Source organism: Paracoccus aminophilus JCM 7686 (assembly GCF_000444995.1).
GTDB classification, from domain to species: Bacteria; Pseudomonadota; Alphaproteobacteria; order Rhodobacterales; family Rhodobacteraceae; genus Paracoccus; species Paracoccus aminophilus.
The window spans coordinates 160,001-176,807 of the sequence record NC_022041.1; the positions used below are offsets into that span (position 1 = coordinate 160,001).

The 16,807-nt window shown below is 62.8% G+C and carries 14 protein-coding genes, 2 tRNA genes and 2 rRNA genes (1 of these 18 only partly in view); 8 read left to right on the top strand and 10 right to left on the bottom strand.

The window, feature by feature from the left end:
• From JCM7686_RS00800 to JCM7686_RS00810, 3 genes are all read left to right on the top strand, one after another.
• Positions 1-1,312, top strand: a 23S ribosomal RNA gene (locus JCM7686_RS00800); it begins 1,517 nt to the left of the window's first position.
• 94 nt (positions 1,313-1,406) lie between these two features.
• Positions 1,407-1,521: ribosomal RNA gene (rrf, locus tag JCM7686_RS00805) — 5S ribosomal RNA — on the top strand.
• A gap of 72 nt (positions 1,522-1,593) precedes the next feature.
• A tRNA-Met gene (locus JCM7686_RS00810) sits at positions 1,594-1,670 on the top strand.
• Positions 1,671-1,898: 228 nt separating this feature from the next.
• On the opposite strand, the gene JCM7686_RS00815 is transcribed toward JCM7686_RS00810, so the two are convergent.
• Positions 1,899-3,203: an NtaA/DmoA family FMN-dependent monooxygenase gene (locus JCM7686_RS00815; RefSeq protein ID WP_020948964.1), complete on the bottom strand. Its 1,305-nt coding sequence runs from the start codon at positions 3,201-3,203 to the stop codon at positions 1,899-1,901.
• A 44-nt stretch (positions 3,204-3,247) separates the two neighbouring features.
• Complete coding sequence (locus tag JCM7686_RS00820; RefSeq protein ID WP_041527030.1) at positions 3,248-3,730, bottom strand: hypothetical protein; 483 nt, start codon at positions 3,728-3,730, stop codon at positions 3,248-3,250.
• 227 nt (positions 3,731-3,957) lie between these two features.
• On the opposite strand from JCM7686_RS00820, the gene JCM7686_RS00825 reads away from it, so the two are divergent.
• A complete protein-coding gene (locus JCM7686_RS00825; protein ID WP_020948966.1) occupies positions 3,958-5,196 on the top strand; it encodes an acyl-CoA dehydrogenase family protein in 1,239 nt (412 codons plus the stop codon).
• Positions 5,197-5,280: 84 nt separating this feature from the next.
• On the opposite strand, the gene JCM7686_RS00830 is transcribed toward JCM7686_RS00825, so the two are convergent.
• Entirely contained in the window at positions 5,281-6,327 is a 1,047-nt protein-coding gene (locus JCM7686_RS00830) for an aldo/keto reductase (RefSeq protein WP_020948967.1), read from the bottom strand.
• A gap of 305 nt (positions 6,328-6,632) precedes the next feature.
• Between JCM7686_RS00830 and JCM7686_RS00835 the strand changes: the two genes are divergently transcribed.
• Together JCM7686_RS00835 and JCM7686_RS00840 are read left to right on the top strand one after the other, a co-directional pair.
• A complete protein-coding gene (locus tag JCM7686_RS00835) occupies positions 6,633-8,249 on the top strand; it encodes an ABC transporter substrate-binding protein (protein WP_020948968.1) in 1,617 nt (538 codons plus the stop codon).
• A 12-nt stretch (positions 8,250-8,261) separates the two neighbouring features.
• Entirely contained in the window at positions 8,262-9,302 is a 1,041-nt protein-coding gene (locus tag JCM7686_RS00840; RefSeq protein WP_020948969.1) for an ABC transporter substrate-binding protein, read from the top strand.
• 3 nt (positions 9,303-9,305) lie between these two features.
• Here JCM7686_RS00840 and JCM7686_RS00845 read toward each other — a convergent pair whose 3' ends face one another.
• The 7 genes from JCM7686_RS00845 to JCM7686_RS00870 all read right to left on the bottom strand — a co-directional run bounded on the left by JCM7686_RS00845 (position 9,306) and on the right by JCM7686_RS00870 (position 14,571).
• Positions 9,306-9,797, bottom strand: coding sequence for an RrF2 family transcriptional regulator (locus JCM7686_RS00845; RefSeq protein ID WP_041527468.1), 492 nt, complete (start codon positions 9,795-9,797; stop codon positions 9,306-9,308).
• A 96-nt stretch (positions 9,798-9,893) separates the two neighbouring features.
• On the bottom strand, positions 9,894-10,058 hold the full coding sequence (locus JCM7686_RS24615; RefSeq protein WP_158442332.1) for a hypothetical protein: 165 nt from the start codon (positions 10,056-10,058) through the stop codon (positions 9,894-9,896).
• Complete coding sequence (locus tag JCM7686_RS00850) at positions 10,058-11,014, bottom strand: ABC transporter ATP-binding protein (RefSeq protein WP_020948971.1); 957 nt, start codon at positions 11,012-11,014, stop codon at positions 10,058-10,060. Before JCM7686_RS00850 ends, JCM7686_RS24615 begins: the two co-directional genes overlap by 1 nt.
• Positions 10,995-12,017, bottom strand: coding sequence for an ABC transporter ATP-binding protein (locus JCM7686_RS00855; RefSeq protein WP_020948972.1), 1,023 nt, complete (start codon positions 12,015-12,017; stop codon positions 10,995-10,997). The genes JCM7686_RS00850 and JCM7686_RS00855 overlap by 20 nt, the downstream gene beginning before the upstream one ends.
• Positions 12,014-13,066 (bottom strand): ABC transporter permease, encoded by a 1,053-nt coding sequence (locus tag JCM7686_RS00860; RefSeq protein ID WP_020948973.1) that lies wholly within the window; start codon positions 13,064-13,066, stop codon positions 12,014-12,016. The genes JCM7686_RS00855 and JCM7686_RS00860 overlap by 4 nt, the downstream gene beginning before the upstream one ends.
• Positions 13,067-13,068: 2 nt before the next feature.
• Positions 13,069-14,052 carry an ABC transporter permease gene (locus JCM7686_RS00865; RefSeq protein ID WP_020948974.1) on the bottom strand — a complete coding sequence of 328 codons (984 nt, stop codon included), beginning with the start codon at positions 14,050-14,052 and terminating at the stop codon, positions 13,069-13,071.
• Positions 14,053-14,495: 443 nt separating this feature from the next.
• A tRNA-Lys gene (locus tag JCM7686_RS00870) sits at positions 14,496-14,571 on the bottom strand.
• 98 nt (positions 14,572-14,669) lie between these two features.
• On the opposite strand from JCM7686_RS00870, the gene dapF reads away from it, so the two are divergent.
• Together dapF and mtaB are read left to right on the top strand one after the other, a co-directional pair.
• Complete coding sequence (dapF, locus tag JCM7686_RS00875) at positions 14,670-15,488, top strand: diaminopimelate epimerase (RefSeq protein ID WP_041527470.1); 819 nt, start codon at positions 14,670-14,672, stop codon at positions 15,486-15,488.
• Positions 15,485-16,756 carry a tRNA (N(6)-L-threonylcarbamoyladenosine(37)-C(2))-methylthiotransferase MtaB gene (mtaB, locus tag JCM7686_RS00880; RefSeq protein WP_020948976.1) on the top strand — a complete coding sequence of 424 codons (1,272 nt, stop codon included), beginning with the start codon at positions 15,485-15,487 and terminating at the stop codon, positions 16,754-16,756. Before dapF ends, mtaB begins: the two co-directional genes overlap by 4 nt.
• Positions 16,757-16,807: the final 51 nt, after the last annotated feature.

Consider the following 16,807-nt stretch of genomic DNA (forward strand, 5'->3'; position numbering starts at 1 on the left):
CGGATTGAATGGGCTGCTGAGGGGTTCCTGGAAATAGCCCTCCACAAGACCGTACCCTAAACCGACACAGGTGGACTGGTAGAGAATACCAAGGCGCTTGAGAGAACCACATTTAAGGAACTCGGCAAAATACCTCCGTAAGTTCGCGAGAAGGAGGCCCCGTTTGTAGGCAACTATAGGCGGGGGGCACAAATCAGGGGGTGGCGACTGTTTACTAAAAACACAGGGCTCTGCGAAGTCGTAAGACGACGTATAGGGTCTGACGCCTGCCCGGTGCCGGAAGGTTAAAAGGAGGAGTGCAAGCTCTGAATTGAAGCCCCGGTAAACGGCGGCCGTAACTATAACGGTCCTAAGGTAGCGAAATTCCTTGTCGGGTAAGTTCCGACCTGCACGAATGGCGTAACGACTTCCCCGCTGTCTCAAATGTGGACTCAGCGAAATTGAATTGTCTGTGAAGATGCAGACTTCCCGCGGTTAGACGGAAAGACCCCATGCACCTTTACTATAGCTTCGCACTGGCATCAGGATTGTGATGTGCAGGATAGGTGGTAGGCGCTGAAACCGGGACGCCAGTTCCGGTGGAGCCATCCTTGAGATACCACCCTTCGCACTCTTGATGTCTAACCGCGGTCCGTTATCCGGATCCGGGACCCTGCGTGGTGGGTAGTTTGACTGGGGCGGTCGCCTCCCAAAGAGTAACGGAGGCGCGCGAAGGTTGGCTCAGAGCGGTCGGAAATCGCTCGTTGAGTGCAATGGCAGAAGCCAGCCTGACTGCAAGACTGACAAGTCGAGCAGAGACGAAAGTCGGCCATAGTGATCCGGTGGTCCCGAGTGGAAGGGCCATCGCTCAACGGATAAAAGGTACGCTGGGGATAACAGGCTGATGATGCCCAAGAGTCCATATCGACGGCATCGTTTGGCACCTCGATGTCGGCTCATCTCATCCTGGGGCTGGAGCAGGTCCCAAGGGTACGGCTGTTCGCCGTTTAAAGAGGTACGTGAGCTGGGTTTAGAACGTCGTGAGACAGTTCGGTCCCTATCTGCCGTGGGTGTAGGATACTTGAGAGGAGTTGCCCCTAGTACGAGAGGACCGGGGTGAACGTTCCACTGGTGGACCAGTTGTCGTGCCAACGGCAGTGCTGGGTAGCTATGAACGGACAGGATAAACGCTGAAGGCATCTAAGCGTGAAGCCCCCCTCAAAACAAGGTATCCCTTGAGAGCCGTGGAAGACCACCACGTCGATAGGCCAGAGGTGTAAGCGCAGCAATGCGTTCAGCTGACTGGTACTAATGGCTCGATAGGCTTGATTTGATCCGGAAGAAGACAGACCTGTCTAAACTTCCAAAAGCATCAATACTTGGACAAACCGATCCCGAAAGGGAAACGCCGATTGCTTCTTTCCTGGTCTGGTGGCCAAAGCACGAGCGAAACACCCGATCCCATCCCGAACTCGGCAGTTAAGCGCCGTCGCGCCAATGGTACTGCGTCCTAAGACGTGGGAGAGTAGGTCACCGCCAGACCTGGTAAGAAGCAAACATATCTCTCATAAACGATGATAAAAAAAAGCGCCGCAAAACCAGCAGCGCAACCGGCGCGGGGTAGAGCAGCCCGGTAGCTCGTCAGGCTCATAACCTGAAGGTCACAGGTTCAAATCCTGTCCCCGCAACCAAATCCAAATATAGATACAGAACAACCTCGCTCCGCGGGGATGTCCGCGTTCGTGGTTGCGCAGATGAGAAAACGCTCCCCAGGAGCGACGATCTCCGCGTAGCCAAGCAAAGACCCCCGCAACACAATCCCATCGGGATGCGTGACAGCCAGATCCTCCCCCTCAGCACATCCACGAAAAAGACGCCCATCCACCCGGACGGGCGCCCTCAAGGCATAGAGCACAGCCTCACACCGCCGTCAGACCATAACGCTCCCGGATCGTCTCGCCCGACCTATAGGCATCACGGAAAACGCCGCGCGACTGAAGGATCGGAATCACTTTCTCCACGAAGATCTGGGTGTCTTCCCGAATACGCGGCGGTTGGACCGTATAGCCGTCCACCGTGCCGTCCTGCCACAGATCAATGATCGCCTCGGCGACCTCTTCCGGCGTGCCGATCACCGCGCGATGGTGACCGGCCGAGCGGCGGATCGCCTGACGCGGGGTCAGCTCTTCATGGCGCAAAAGCTCGACCATGCCGAGCAGGAAACCAAGCGCGCCGCCCTGTTCTGGGTCGGGCATGACCTCCTCGGCGGTCAACACCTTATCCGGGTCGATCCGCGCCGGATCGAGGCCGAATTGACGCAGGAACTGGGCCAGAAGTTCCTCTTCATTCGCCGCGCCATGCAGCCGTTCATGCAGGCGCAAAGCTTCCTCGCGGGTGTCGGCGACAAAGGGAACCAGCCCCGGCACCAGCAGGATCTCGGCGGGATCGCGACCGAATTCCACGGCCTTCGCGTTCAGTTTTGCCCGGAACGCCTGCCCCGCCTGCCGCGACAGCACATTGGCATAGATGATCTCGCCATGACGCGCGGCGAAGGCAATGCCGCTCTCCGAGCCGCCCGCCTGCGCGATCACCGGATGGCGCTGCGGGCTGACCGGCACATTGAGCGGGCCCTTGATCGAGAAATATTCACCTTTGAAATCAATGGGCGCGCCGGTCGAGGCCTCCCAGAACTGTCCGTCGGGCGCGGGTTTTGCACCGGGCGTCCAGCTCGTCCAAAGCTGCTTGACCACATCGAGAAACTCATTCGCGCGATCATAGCGCGCCTTGCGCGGCGGCAGCGGCTCGGCGCCGAAATTGGCCGCGACATCGGGGTTGAACGAGCTGACCATATTCACGATCAGCCGCCCGCCGGACATGACATCGACGCTTTGGGCGCGGCGCGCGAGGTTATAGGGCGAGTTATAGGTGGTCGACATCGTTGCCACCAAGCCGATATCGGGCACTTGCGCCGCAAGATGGGTCAGCAGGATCAGCGGGTCGATCGTGTGGAAGGGACGGGTGTTCGCCCCGGTGCGCAGCGCCGGATGGTCTGACAGGAACAGCGCGTCAAACCGGCCCTGATGGGCCAGCCGTGCAATCTCGAGATAGAAGTTCGGGTCGTTGATATCCTCGAGCCGGGTCGCGCCGTGACGCCAGGCGGGCTCGATATAGCCCGTGGTGTTCAGGCCGATATTGAGATGGAGTTCGCGTTGGGCGCGCGCCATGGGAAGTGCCTCATTCGAAAAGTGTCGGGAAAGATCGGCGGGCCTCAGGCCCGGTGGGGCTGACAGGCCGCGCGCGACAGGGTTTGCCACGGGTTCTCGCCCTGAGCCGCGACCAGCGGCGCGCTGCCCCAAAGCTCGAGCTTGCGGCGCAACCGGGGCTGGCCGGGGCTGGTGGTGAAGCTCGGGAAGGGCAGGGGCGCGCTGCCAAGCGTCAGCCGCTCGCGCCCGTCCGAGACCTCGAGGACCGGCTGGTGGAACACCGCCGAGCCGATGCAGAGATGCAGATAGCGGGTCGAGAGATCGACCAGAACCGGCACCCAACGCCCCGCCGCGACGATATGGACCCAGGGCAGCATCTCGATCTGAGCGCGCAGCTGGTCGCTGTGAAAGCCGAGGCTGCGGCTTGGGTCGAAGAAAAGCGCCTCGTCGGCAAGGTCGAAAAGCCCCGGCTCTGGCTGATCGCAGAGCGGGTCCCAGATGATGAATCGGGGACGTGCGCAGCTCTTGTCTTGGATCGGGTCCGGCATCGGAAGCTCTTTCTGGTCTGTGGGTAACTCTACTTTTCCAATATATGAATGTCTATTTTCTACTCGGGCGCGGGCGGGGAAGATGCTTCTCGCGAGCTTCCGTGAAACACAAGGAATTTGCTCTTTTTGTGCTGAAACCGGCACGCGCGGCAAAAACTCCGAAAGATCTGTGGCATCTCTATGTGTCAAACATCTATAAACGGAGTATATATTGAAATGGTGATTCCATGGCTCTGCACGCCCAACTTCTCCCCGAGCCCATTCCGACGGCGCCGACCCTTCAGTCGATCTATGCGGCTCTTCCCGATCTGGTTCTGCGCATCCGCGAAGACGCTGCCCGGCGCGACCGCGAGCGCATTCTGCCCTTCGAGCCCTTCGACTGGATCCGCGAGGCGCGCATCGGCACGCTGCTGGTTCCGGTCGAATATGGCGGCCCCGGCGGCAAGGTGACGGATTACATCGAGGTCATTCGCCAGCTTGGCGCGGGCGATAGCAATGTGGCCCACGCCCTCCGCAGCCATTTCAACTTTGCGGAATCGATCGTGCTGCGCTCCCTTCTGCAACCGGACGGGCTCGCCTTCGAGCGGCTGCTGTCGGGCGCGATCTTTGCCGGCGCGCATACCGAGAACCAGACCAAACATCCGATCGACATCGGCACGACCCTGACGCGCGCAGGCGATCACTACATCCTGCATGGCCGCAAGCATTATGCGACCGGCACGGCTTTTGCCGATTACGGCTCGTTCAGCGCGGTCAATGAAGAGGGCGAGGCGGTTTTCGTGATGATCCCGACCGACCGCGAGGGCGTCACTGTGCTCGATGACTGGGACGGCATGGGCCAGCGGCTGACCGCCTCGGGCGGCGTGGTTCTGGATCACGTCCGGGTCGAGCCCGAAGAGATCGGCACGCGCGATCTCAGCACGCTCATCGGGCGGCACACTTCGACTTTGCGCCAGCTGCACCTCGCGGCTTCGGCGGCGGGTGCGGTGGCCGGTGCCTTGGCGGATGCGCAGGACTATGTCCTCGAACATGCGCGGGCCGCGAACCACAGCCATGCCCGCTTTGCCCGCGACGATCTCTTCGTGCAGAAGGTGCTGGGCGATGTCTCGGCGCTGGCCTACGGCGTCGATGCCGCCATCCGCGCCGCGGCGCTCGAGCAGGAAGGCGTGGCCACGGCGATCCTCGAAGGGCGGCCGAATGACGAGGTCGAGCCTCTGGTCATTCAGGCGGCGCTGAATGGCGCGCGGGCCCAGCTGGTCTCGGGGCAGTTGGCGCTGGAAGCGGCGGGCAAGATCTTCGAGCTGGGCGGCGGCTCGGCGACCTCGTCGCGGTTCAACCTCGACCGGCACTGGCGCAATATCCGCACCGTGCTGAACCACAATCCGCTGAACCATAAGGCGCGGGTGATCGGGGATTATATGCTCAACGGCACCACGACCCATCTGGAGGAGGGCCGGGTTTTCTGACCCGCCCACCCCCAGCCAGACACCATAAATGAAAACGGCCCGCGCGATGCGGGCCGTTTGCTTTTGGGGGGCTTGCGGATGCGATCAGCTCCGCGCGCGCAGGAAGGCCGGTTGGGCGTCCGAGCTGCGGGCAACGCGGCCCTCGATCGGATGGCTCGGATCGTTGAAACCATGGGTCGAGGCATGGCCGGGCGTGACCAAACCATCGACGAAAGCGTCATCCTCGGCGGTCAGGCGGGTGTCGAGCGCCTGGATATAGCCGTCCCAATGCTCTTCGGTGCGCGGACCGGCGATGGTCGAGGTCACAAGCTGGTTTTCCAGAACCCAAGCCAGCGCGAATTGCGTCGGGGTCAAGCCGCGCGAGCGGGCGTAATCGGCCACTTTCTGTGCGATTTCGACCGATTCCGGGCGCCATTCGGTTTCGAGAATCCGTTTGTCGCCGCGGCCCGCACGGGTATCGGCACCCGGCGCTTCGCCCGGCACATATTTCCCGGTCAACACACCGCGCGCCAGCGGCGAATAGGTGACGGTGCCCAGACCGAAATAGGCGGCGGCGGGCAGTTCCTCGCGCTCGGCGGCGCGGGTGACGATGTTGTAAAGCGGCTGGCTGGCGACGGGGCGGTCAATGCCCAGCTTGTCGGCCAGATGTGCGACCTCGGCAATGCGCCAGGCGCGGAAGTTCGAGACGCCGTAATAGCGCAGCTTGCCCTGCTGGATCAGATCGCCAATGGCGCGCAGCGGCTCTTCGAGCGGCGCGTCGAAAATCGCGCGGTGGAAATAGAGGATGTCGATGTAATCGGTGCCCAGACGCTTCAGCTGGCCTTCGACGTTCTGGATGATCCATTTGCGCGACTGACCGCCCAAATTCGGGCCGACGGCGCGGGAGTTGGTGAATTTCGTCGCCAGAACCCAATGATCGCGCGATTTGGCAATGCCTTTGCCGACGGTGATCTCGGAGGCGCCATCATGGTAAACATCGGCGGTGTCGATGAAGTTGATGCCCTGATCCTTGGCCTGATCGATGATGCGGAAGGCGACATCATCCGGGGTCGGGCCGCCAAACATCATGGTGCCAAGCGTGATCGGCGAAACTTTGAGGGCGCTGCGGCCCAGATAGCGATATGCGACCATTGCGGTCTCCTTTCATGGCGCGCGAACGAGGCCTTGCTGATTCGTCGCGCGGTCTTTGATTTCCTTCGGCCCGGATCAGGGCGCTCAGAGGTCGTTCCTTCTGAGGGAGAGGGCACCGGCGCGGGTTTCCTTCCACACGAAACGAGGGTGAAAGAAGGTTCCTCCTTTATTTGCTCTATGACCCGGGAGCGCCTGCTTTGGCGGCTTTATTTATTGAGTTAGTTGGTAGACATTGTCAATGAAGCTAACCCGGTCGCCTCCGACGTGACCTTCAGGCGCGACCATCAAAGGCAAATCCATTCATCATGAGCACCTCCGCAAATCTTTCCCGTCGCGGTTTTCTGTATGGTTCGGCGGCACTTGGCGCATCGCTGGGACTGAGCGCCTTGCCGTTTTCCGCGGCGCTGGCGCAAGAGATCAAGCCCGGCGGCACCGCCGTCATCGCTTTGTCCTCCGAGCCGCCGGTGATCTCGGCGCTGGGGCATACGGCCTATTACACGGTCTTCGTCTCGGGCAAGACCAACGAGGGCCTGCTGGCCTATGATTTCGACCTGACGCCGAAGCCGCAGCTTGCGACCGAATGGAAGGTCAGCGACGACGGATTGCGCTATGATTTCACTTTGCGCGACGGGGTGAAATGGCATGACGGCACGCCCTTTACCTCGAAGGATGTCGCCTTCTCGCTCAAGACGATCAAAGAGGTTCATCCGCGCGGGCGCAACACCTTCGCCAATGTGACCGATGTTCAGACCCCGGACGATCAGCATGTGACGCTGATCCTCAGCGAGCCCGCGCCCTATCTGATCCGCGCGCTCGCGGCCTCGGAAACCCCGATCGTGCCGGTCCATCTCTATGGCACCGGCGAGCCGCTGGAAAACCCTGCCCAGAATGCGCCGGTCGGCACCGGGCCTTATGTTTTCAAGGAATGGGTGCGCGGCAGCCATATCATCTATGACCGCAATCCCGACTATTGGGATCAGCCGAAGCCCGCGATTGACCGGCTGGTGATCCGCTTCCTGCCCGATGCCGCCGCCCGCGTCGCCGCGATTGAATCCGGCGAGGTCCATATCGCGCCGGGCGAGCCGATCCCGATTGCCGATCTGTCGCGGATCGAGCAGAACCCCGAGCTCGGGCTCGAGTGGAACGGCTATCAATATGCCAATGGCGTGCGCCGGGTCGAATTCAACCTCGACCGCCCGATTTTCCAGGATGTCCGAGTGCGCAAGGCCTTCGCTCAGGTCATCGACCCCGAGGTTATTCTGAACCTCACGAATTTCGGCTATGGCCATGTGCTGAACGGGCCGATCCATCCCAATCTCAAGGACTTCTATTTCGCGGATCTACCGCGCCATGAGATCAATCCGACCAAGGCCGAGGCACTTCTCGACGAAGCGGGCCATCCGCGCGGCAGTGACGGCACCCGGTTCAGCGTCCATCTCGATTATGTGCCGGGCAGCGAAGGCACGCGGCGGGGCGCGGAATATATCCGGCAGGCGCTGCAACAGATCGGGGTCGACGCCCAGATCCGCGCGCAGGATTTCGCGACCTATACCAAGCGCGTCTACACCGACCGCGATTTCGACTTCCTTTATAACGGCATGTCGAACCTCTTTGACCCGACGGTGGGCGTGCAGCGGCTTTACTGGTCGAAGAACTTCAAGCCCGGCGTGCCCTTCTCGAATGGCTCGCATTACCACAACCCCGAGGTGGATCAACTTCTGGAGGCCTCGGCGGTCGAGAATGACCACCAGAAGCGCCGCCAGCAATGGCGCCGCATCCAAGAGATCCTCTTCGAGGATATTCCCTCGATCTATACCGTCACCAGCCCCGAACACACTGTCTTCAATCGCAAGATCGCGGGCCATACGCCCGATGCGGCGGGGCTTTTCGGCAATGGCTCGGACATCCATTTCATCGCGTAAACGGAGGCAGATATGACACTGCAGAACACGGCGACCCTTTGGTATACGCGCTGCCCGGTGCCGACCCCGGTCGGGCTGGCGGCCCAGTTGGGCTGGCTCGAAAAGGCCTTCACCGAGAAGGGCGTGAAGCTTGAATCGATCATCGACAGCAATGATCGCAACATCCGCCAGAGCCATTTCAATCACACGCTGAAATGGTCCTTCCGCCATGGCGGCAATGTGCCGCCGATCCGCGCCCGCTCAGAGGGGCGCGACACCCGGCTGATCGGCGTGACCTGGACCGATGAATATCAGGCGCTGGTCACGCTGCCGGGCTCGGGGATCAAGACAGCGGCCGATCTCAAGGGGCGGCGTCTGGGCGTGCCGAAGCGGCCGCAAGAGGATGTCTTCGTCGTCGATTTCTGGCGCGCGACCGCGCTCAAGGGCTTTGAATCGGCGCTTCAGCTTGCCGGGATCGCCAAGGAGGAGGTCGACTATACCGACATTCTCTTCGACGAGGGGATTCTCGCCGCAGCCGGTGCCGAGGCCGAGCTCTTCGGGCTCAAGCGCCGCGCGCCCTATGGGCCGGAAATCCGCGCGCTCTTCCGGGGCGAGGTTGATGCGATCTATGTCAAAGGCGCGCCGGGTCTGGCCGCGGCCAATCTGATCGGCGCGCATGAGGTGATTTCCTTCGGCTTCCACGAAGATCCGGCGATCCGCATCAATTCGGGCTCGCCCCGGCTGCTGACGGTCGATGGCGCGCTGCTCGATGAGCGCCCCGATCTGGTGGCGACGCTGATCACCACGATCCGCGCCGCCGGAGACTGGGCCGCCGCTCATCCCGAGGATACCGTGCGCTTTGCTGCCAGCGAAACCGCCGCGACCGAAGAGCAGATCCGCGCGGCCCATGGCCCCCAGCTTGCGACCAGCCTTGGCCTGTCGCTTGATCCGACGCTTCTGGCGGCGGTCGAAAGCTACAAGGATTTCCTGTTCCGCAACGGTTTTCTCGATCAGGATTTCAGCATTGCCGATTGGGTCGATCACCGCGCCTGGGACGCGGCGGCAGCGGCCTAGGCCTCAACCAGCTTGGGCGGCGGTTTCGCCCCCGCCCAAGCCTTCCGGCCCGCCCATGCTCAAGACATGCTGGGCGAGCGCGCCGGAATTGCTCAGATCGCGCAGGGTGCGGTGTTCGAGGATTTCGAGCATCGCATCGCGCACATCGAGCATCAGCAGCCGGATCTCGCAGGTGGTCTGGTTGCGGCAATCGAAACACTTCTGATAGGCGGTCTTGCTGACGCAAGAAATCGGCGAGATCGGCCCGTCGAGAATGCGCAGGATCTGCGCGACAGAGATGTTTTCGGCCGGCACGCGCAGCTGATAGCCGCCGCTGCGACCTTTGCGGGTGTGGATCAGCCCGGCATTGCGCAGCTCGGAAAGGATCGTGTCCAGAAACTTCTTGGGAATGCCGTTCGCCTCGGCGATGGCCGAGGATTGCTGCATCTCGTCAGAGCTCAGCCGCGCGAGATGGATCAAGGCTTTGATCCCGTATTTCCCTTTCATCGTCAGCATATCGGTTCCGGACATTGCAAATTGGCGGTCGGTGTAACACGACCGCTCCCCAGACGAAAGCGCCGCGCCACCTGAAGGGGAGCGGCGGATGAGGCGTCAGGCGGGCTTTGTGCGCGCCTTCGCGGCGAAGGGATCGGGCAGGCTTGCCCCGTCGAGAGGCCATGCGGCGACATCGACCGGGGCCGCGACAAAGCCAGGCGCGAATAGAAAGTGGGCCTGATCCTGCAAGGCTGTCAGGCGCGAGCGGGACAGATCAGCCATCAGGCCTCCTCGGCTACGGCAAGGGGGTGATGGCAGGCGAAGGCGTGGCCGGTCGCATCGGGCTGGATCAGCGGCTCGACGCTGCGGCAAAGATCTGTCGCGAAGGGGCAGCGCGGATGGAAGCGGCACCCGCCGGGCAGGTTCTGGACACCCGGCAGATCGCCCGACAGCGGCGCGGCACCCTCGCGCGAATGGCTGGCGTCGGGGACCGCATCGATCAGCGCGCGGGTATAGGGATGGCGCGGGCTGTCCCAGACCTCTTGCGTCGGACCGCTTTCGACGATCCGGCCCAGATACATCACCAGCACCCGGTCGGCGAAATAGCGCACCACCGAGAGGTCATGGCTGATGAAGAGGTAAGACAGCCCGAATTCGCGCTTGAGACGCACCAAGAGGTTGATGATCTGCGCCTGAATCGACAGATCCAGCGCCGAGACCGGCTCGTCACAGACGATGAGCTGCGGTTGCAGGATCAGCGCGCGGGCAATGCCGATGCGCTGACGCTGCCCGCCTGAAAACTCATGCGGAAACCGGTCGAGCGAATCCGCGGGCAGGCCAACCTCCAGCACGATCTCTTGCGCAATGCGCTCGCGCTCGGCCCGGCCCTTGACGCCATGGACCTTGAGCGGACCCGTCAGGATGCGGCGGATCGAATGGCGCGGGTTCAGCGAGGCGAAAGGGTCCTGAAAGATCATCTGGAGCTTGCGCCGCGCAGGCAAAAGCGCGCGCCCGCTCGCATGGGTGATGTCCTCGTCATCCAGCCGGATCTGGCCCTGAGAGGTCGGCACCAGACGCATCAGCGTCTTGCCAAGCGTCGATTTCCCGCAGCCCGACTCGCCCACCAACCCGACGGTTTCGCCTTGCGCGATGGTCAGGCTGACATCTTCGATGGCGCGAAAGGCGCCGGTCGGACTGCGGTAGGTGGTCGAGACGTTTTCAAGCGAAAGAAGGGACATGAGCTGGCTCTGATTGGGCGGGCGGGGCCAAGGCGGGCCCGGGGAAATGGCAGGCGACGCGACGGTCGCCCGGCTCGACGGTCGAGGCCGGGATCGCCTCGGCGCAGATCGGCGCGGCGCGTTGGCAGCGCGGGCGGAAGGGACAGCCGCGCTCGCCCTTGGCCGAGGTGATCGAGCCCGGAATCTCGGTCAAAGCGGCATCGCGATAGGTCTGCTTGCCATGGAGCCGGGGCGAGGCCGCCAGCAGCCCCGAGGTATAGGGATGCGCGGGCTGCGCGAAGACGGTGTCGGGCGGGCCTTCCTCGACGTGATGGCCCGCATACATCACCACCACGCGGTCGGCCCATTGCGAGACGATGCCGAGATCATGGGTGATCAGCACCACCGCCATATCCAGCTCACGCCGCAACTGGTCGAGCAGTTGCAGGATCTGCGCCTGAATGGTCACGTCGAGCGCGGTCGTCGCCTCATCGGCGATCAAGATGCGCGGACGGCAGGCGACGGCAATTGCGATCATCACGCGCTGGCGCATCCCGCCCGAGAGCTGATGCGGATAGTCGTCAATGCGCCGCTCAGCATCGGGGATGCGCACGAGGTTCAAAAGCTCGATCACCCGTGCGCGGCGCGCGGCCTTGCCGAGATTTTCATGCGCGATCAGCACTTCGCCGATCTGATGGCCGATCGTATGGACCGGGTTGAGCGAGGTCATTGGTTCCTGAAAGACCATCGCGACCTCGCTGCCCCGAAGGCGGCGGCGCTGCTTTTCGGGCAGGGACAGCATATCGGCGGGACCGGCGGGCGTTGCAATGCGGATCGCGCCGCTGGTTTTGGCATTGCCCGGCAAAAGCCCCATCATCGCGAGCGCGGTCAGGGATTTGCCCGAGCCGGATTCGCCGACGATGGCCAAGGTCTCGCGCGGATTGACCTTGAAGCTGACGCCTGCGACCGGGCGGGCCGGGCCAAAGGCGACCGAGAGGTTTTCGACCGACAGAACAGCACTCACAGGCGATCCTCCGAAAAGCGGGGGTTGAGCGCGTCATTCAGCCCGTCCCCGATCAGATTGAGCGAAAGCACGGTGATGACAATGGCGACGCCGGGCAGGGCGGTCAGATACCAGGCGGTGCGGATCATCTCGCGCCCGGCGCCGATCATCGAGCCCCAAGAGACGACGTTCGGATCGCCGAACCCCATGAAGGAGAGCGCCGCCTCCATCAGAATGGCGCCCGCGACCATGACCGAGCTGGTCACGATGATCGGCGGCAGCGCATTCGGCAGGATCTCGCGGAAGATGATATGGCCATGACCATAGCCAAGGCTTTTCGCCGCCATGACGAAATCCTTCTGGCGCAGGCTGCGGAACTCGGCTCGGGTCAGGCGGGCGACGGTGGGCCAGGTCACGATGGCGATGGCAATGGTGATCGTGGTCGCCGAAGGGTTGGTGATCGCCACCAGCACCACGACCAGCACGAAGGCGGGAAGCGTCTGGAAGACGACGATGATGCGCGAGAGCATCCGGTCGGCCAGCCCGCCGAAATAGCCCGCGACCGCGCCGATGGTGACGCCGATCCCCAGACCGATCGCCGTCGCGAGCAGCCCGACATAAAGCGAGATCCGCGCGCCATGCATCAGCCCGGCCAGCACATCGCGGCCCATGGAATCGGTGCCAAGCGGGAAGGCAGCATCCTGCCCCGGCCACAGAAGCGGGCGCCCGACCATGGCCAGCGGATCCTTGGGATAGAACCACGGCGCGGTCAGCGCGCAGCCCGCCATAAAGAGCAGCACCGCCATACCGAACAGCGCATTCGGGTTTTTGAGAAACAGCCAGAGCTCGCGGAAACTCCGCCGCCGCTCGATATCGGTGACGCGGGCCGAGCGCGCATCCGGGGCATGGATATTGCTCCAGCCATTGGCCGGGGGCGCGGTTTTGGCGGTCTCGGAACTGCTCTGGGTCGTGCTTTGCGCCGCGGTCTGGCCGGGATCGGTCTTGTGCGGTGCGGGGACGCCATAGCCGCCGTGCAGGGAATTGGTGTGCAGGGAACTGTCTGTCGGCATGATCAGGCTCCGATCCGGGGGTCGAGCCGGGTTTGCAGCAAATCGACCAGCGCATTGACGAAGATGACGACCAGCGAGGACAGCAGCAGGATGCCGAGCAGCACCTTGAAATCGCGCGCCATCACCGCCTCGAAGGCGAGACGGCCAAGGCCGGGCCAGCTGAAGACGGTTTCGACGACGACCGCGCCGCCAAGCATATTGCCGAAATGCAGCCCCGCCATGGTCGTGACCGGGATGAGCGCATTGCGCAGCACATGCGAGAAGGTGATGCGCAGCGGCGAAAGCCCCTTGGCGCGGGCGGTGCGCACGAAGTCCTGATTGCGCATCTCGAGCATCGCGGCGCGGGTCAGCCGGGCATAGATCGCGACATAGAAAAGCGACAGCGAGGTTGCGGGCAGGATCATATAGCGCAGCCGGTCAAGCAGCCCCGGCCAGAAGGCCAGATCCGCGCCAATCGTCCCCGACCCGCCCGAGGGCAGCCAGCCAAGCTTGACCGAGAAAAGCAAGATCAGCATCAGCCCGATCCAGAAGCCCGGGATCGAATAGAAAAGGAGCGAGAGGATCGACAGCGTGCGGTCTTTGACCGTGCCGGCAAAGCTCGACATGATCGCGCCCAGAAGGACGCCCAGACCGACCGCGATCACCAAAGCCGTGCCCATCAGTGCCAGCGTGCCGGGCAGGCGTTGCAGGATCAGGTCCAGCACCGGCGCCGAATAGCGCGGTGAATAGCCCAGGTCGAGATGGGCCAGCGAGGACAGGTAATCGCCCAGCTGGATCAGCATGGCGCGGTTCAGCCCCATGCTTTCGCGCAGCGCCGACATGGTCTCTTCGGTTGCTGAACCGGCTTCGGCGGCAATGACATCCGCGGCGTCGCCTGGTGCCAGCTGCAGTAGGAAAAAGTTCAGAATGACGATTATGAGAACCGTCGGAATGGCTTGAAGGACGATCTGTCCAGCCTTGCGCAGGGAGCGCCGTATGCTCTTCACGGGCGTACCTATCCGGGTGCGTTGCGATTTATATACACTAAGTCGATAGATATTATTTGAACCGCTGGGCCAAACTGCAAGCGCAATTCGGCGAAGAAACCCAAGCCCTGTCGTGATCGGTCGAAAAAGAGCAGGTTGCTCTCTGCGCGCTGTCTGTCGGGGAAATTTTGTTCTCGGGCGGTCTGACCGAAAATCCGCTGGGCCGATTCACTTTGGGGGAATCGCGCCGGGGGAATCGCCAGGGTCGGAGTTGCCTGGAGGTCGCCCTAAGAAGGGCGCGATGATTTTGCGTGACGTAGGGTTGGGAACTTGGCAAGCTCGCGCCGCGCACCACTCAAGGGCGAGCGCGCGCCGCAGCAGCCCGGCGAAATCCGAGTCGCAAAACCAAGGGCGGAAAAGATAAAGGGCTCAGGCATTGCTGCCTAAGCCCTTGAAGAAGAAGATGGTGAGCCCAACAGGATTCGAACCTGTGACCCACTGATTAAAAGTCAGTTGCTCTACCAACTGAGCTATGGGCCCGTCGTCTTCTTGAGGCGGTGAGTAGTTTCTGGCGCCGGGAGGGTCAAGGAGAAAACGACGGTCTGGTGAAATCTTTTTTGCAGTCCTATATCGCGATCATGGAAAACACCGGGAAAACGCGCCTCCCCTTCATGAAGATGCATGGGCTGGGCAATGACTTCGTCGTCATCGATCTGCGCGCGGGGGGCGAGATGCCTTCGGCCGGGGTCGTCACACGCATCGCCGACCGTCATCGCGGGGTGGGTTTCGACCAGCTCGCGGTGATCGAGACCGATCCCGAGGCCGATGCCCGGCTGACCTTCTTCAACGCGGATGGTTCGCTCTCGGCGGCTTGCGGCAATGCGACCCGCTGCATCGCGCGCTATCTGATCGACGAGACCGGCAAGACCCATCTGCGGTTGCGCACCGATCACGCCGTGCTTCTGGTCGAAGAGGCGGGCAATGGGCTGACGCGCGTGAATATGGGGCCGCCGGTGCTTGATTGGCGCACGATCCCGATTGCCGAGGATCTCGACACGCTGCATCTGCCGATCCCCGGCGATCCGGTCGCGACCGGCATGGGCAATCCGCATATCACCTTCTTCGTGGAGGATGCCGATGCCGTCGATTTGGCGACCTTCGGTCCCGCGCATGAACATCACCCGCTTTATCCCCAGCGCACCAATGTCGAGGTCGTGCAGGTGCTCTCGGACAGCGAGATCAAACTGCGCATCTGGGAGCGTGGCACCGGGCCGACCTTGGCTTCGGGCTCGTGCTCTTGCGCCGCGGCTGTGGCTGCGGCGAGACGCGGGCTGACGGGGCGGCGCGTCAAGGTCAACGTCCCCGAGGGCGGTTCGCTTGAAATCGACTGGCGCGAGGACGGGGTCTGGATGACCGGCCCGACCGCCTATGTCTTTGATGGAGTCTGGCGCGAATGAGCGCAAATCCCCCCATTTTCGCGACACTCGGCTGCCGCCTCAATGCCTATGAGACCGAAGCCATGCGCGAAATGGCGGAGGCTGCGGGCCTGCAAGGCGCGGTCGTGGTCAACACCTGCGCGGTGACCGCCGAGGCCGTGCGCAAGGCGCGCCAGGAAATCCGCCGCCTCGCCCGCGAAAATCCCGGCGTGCCGGTGATCGTGACCGGCTGCGCGGCGCAGACCGAGCCTGAGACCTTCGCGGCCATGCCCGAAGTGACCAAGGTCATCGGCAACCACGAAAAGATGCAGCCCGCCATGTGGGAGCAGTTGCGCGCTCCGAATATGGCCCCCGATCTGATCGGCGAGACCGAGAAAATCCGCGTCGATGACATCATGTCGGTCAAGGAAACCGCGGGCCATCTGATCGACGGTTTCGGCCGCCACCGCGCCTATGTGCAGGTCCAGAACGGCTGCGATCACCGCTGCACCTTCTGCATCATCCCCTTCGGTCGCGGCAATTCTCGCTCTGTTCCGGCGGGCGTGGTGGTCGAGCAGATCAAACGTCTGCGCGATCGCGGCTTCAACGAGGTCGTGCTGACCGGCGTTGATCTCACCTCTTGGGGCGCCGATCTGCCCGGCACGCCGCGTCTCGGCGATCTCGTGATGCGGATCCTGCGGCTCATCCCTGATCTGCCGCGCCTGCGCATCAGCTCGATCGATTCGATCGAGGCCGACGACAATCTGATGCTCGCCATCGCGACAGAGCCGCGTCTGATGCCGCATCTGCATCTGAGCCTTCAGGCAGGCGATGACATGATCCTCAAGCGGATGAAGCGCCGCCATCTGCGCGATGACGCGATCCGCTTCTGCGAAGAGGCGCGCAAGCTACGTCCGGGCATCGTCTTTGGCGCCGATATCATCGCCGGTTTCCCGACCGAGACCGAAGAGATGTTCCAGAATTCGCTGAAGCTGGTCGATGATTGCGGGCTGACCTTCCTGCATGTCTTCCCCTATTCGGCGCGCAAGGGCACGCCCGCCGCCCGGATGCCGCGCGTGCAGGGCGCTGCGATCAAGGACCGCGCCGCGCGTCTGCGGGCCAAGGGCGATCAGGCGTTGCTCCTGCATCTTGAGGGGCAACTGGGTCAGACCCGCAAGATCTTGACCGAAGGCCCGCGTCTCGGCCGGACCGAGCAATTCACCGAAGTCGCCTTTGACCGCGATATGCCTGAGGGCTCGCTGATGGAGGTCACGATTTTGGGCCATGACGGGCAGCGCCTGACGGCCTGATTGCGGGCGGCCTGATCCCGCACGCCTCACCTTGCCCGCATCCGTCGCGCG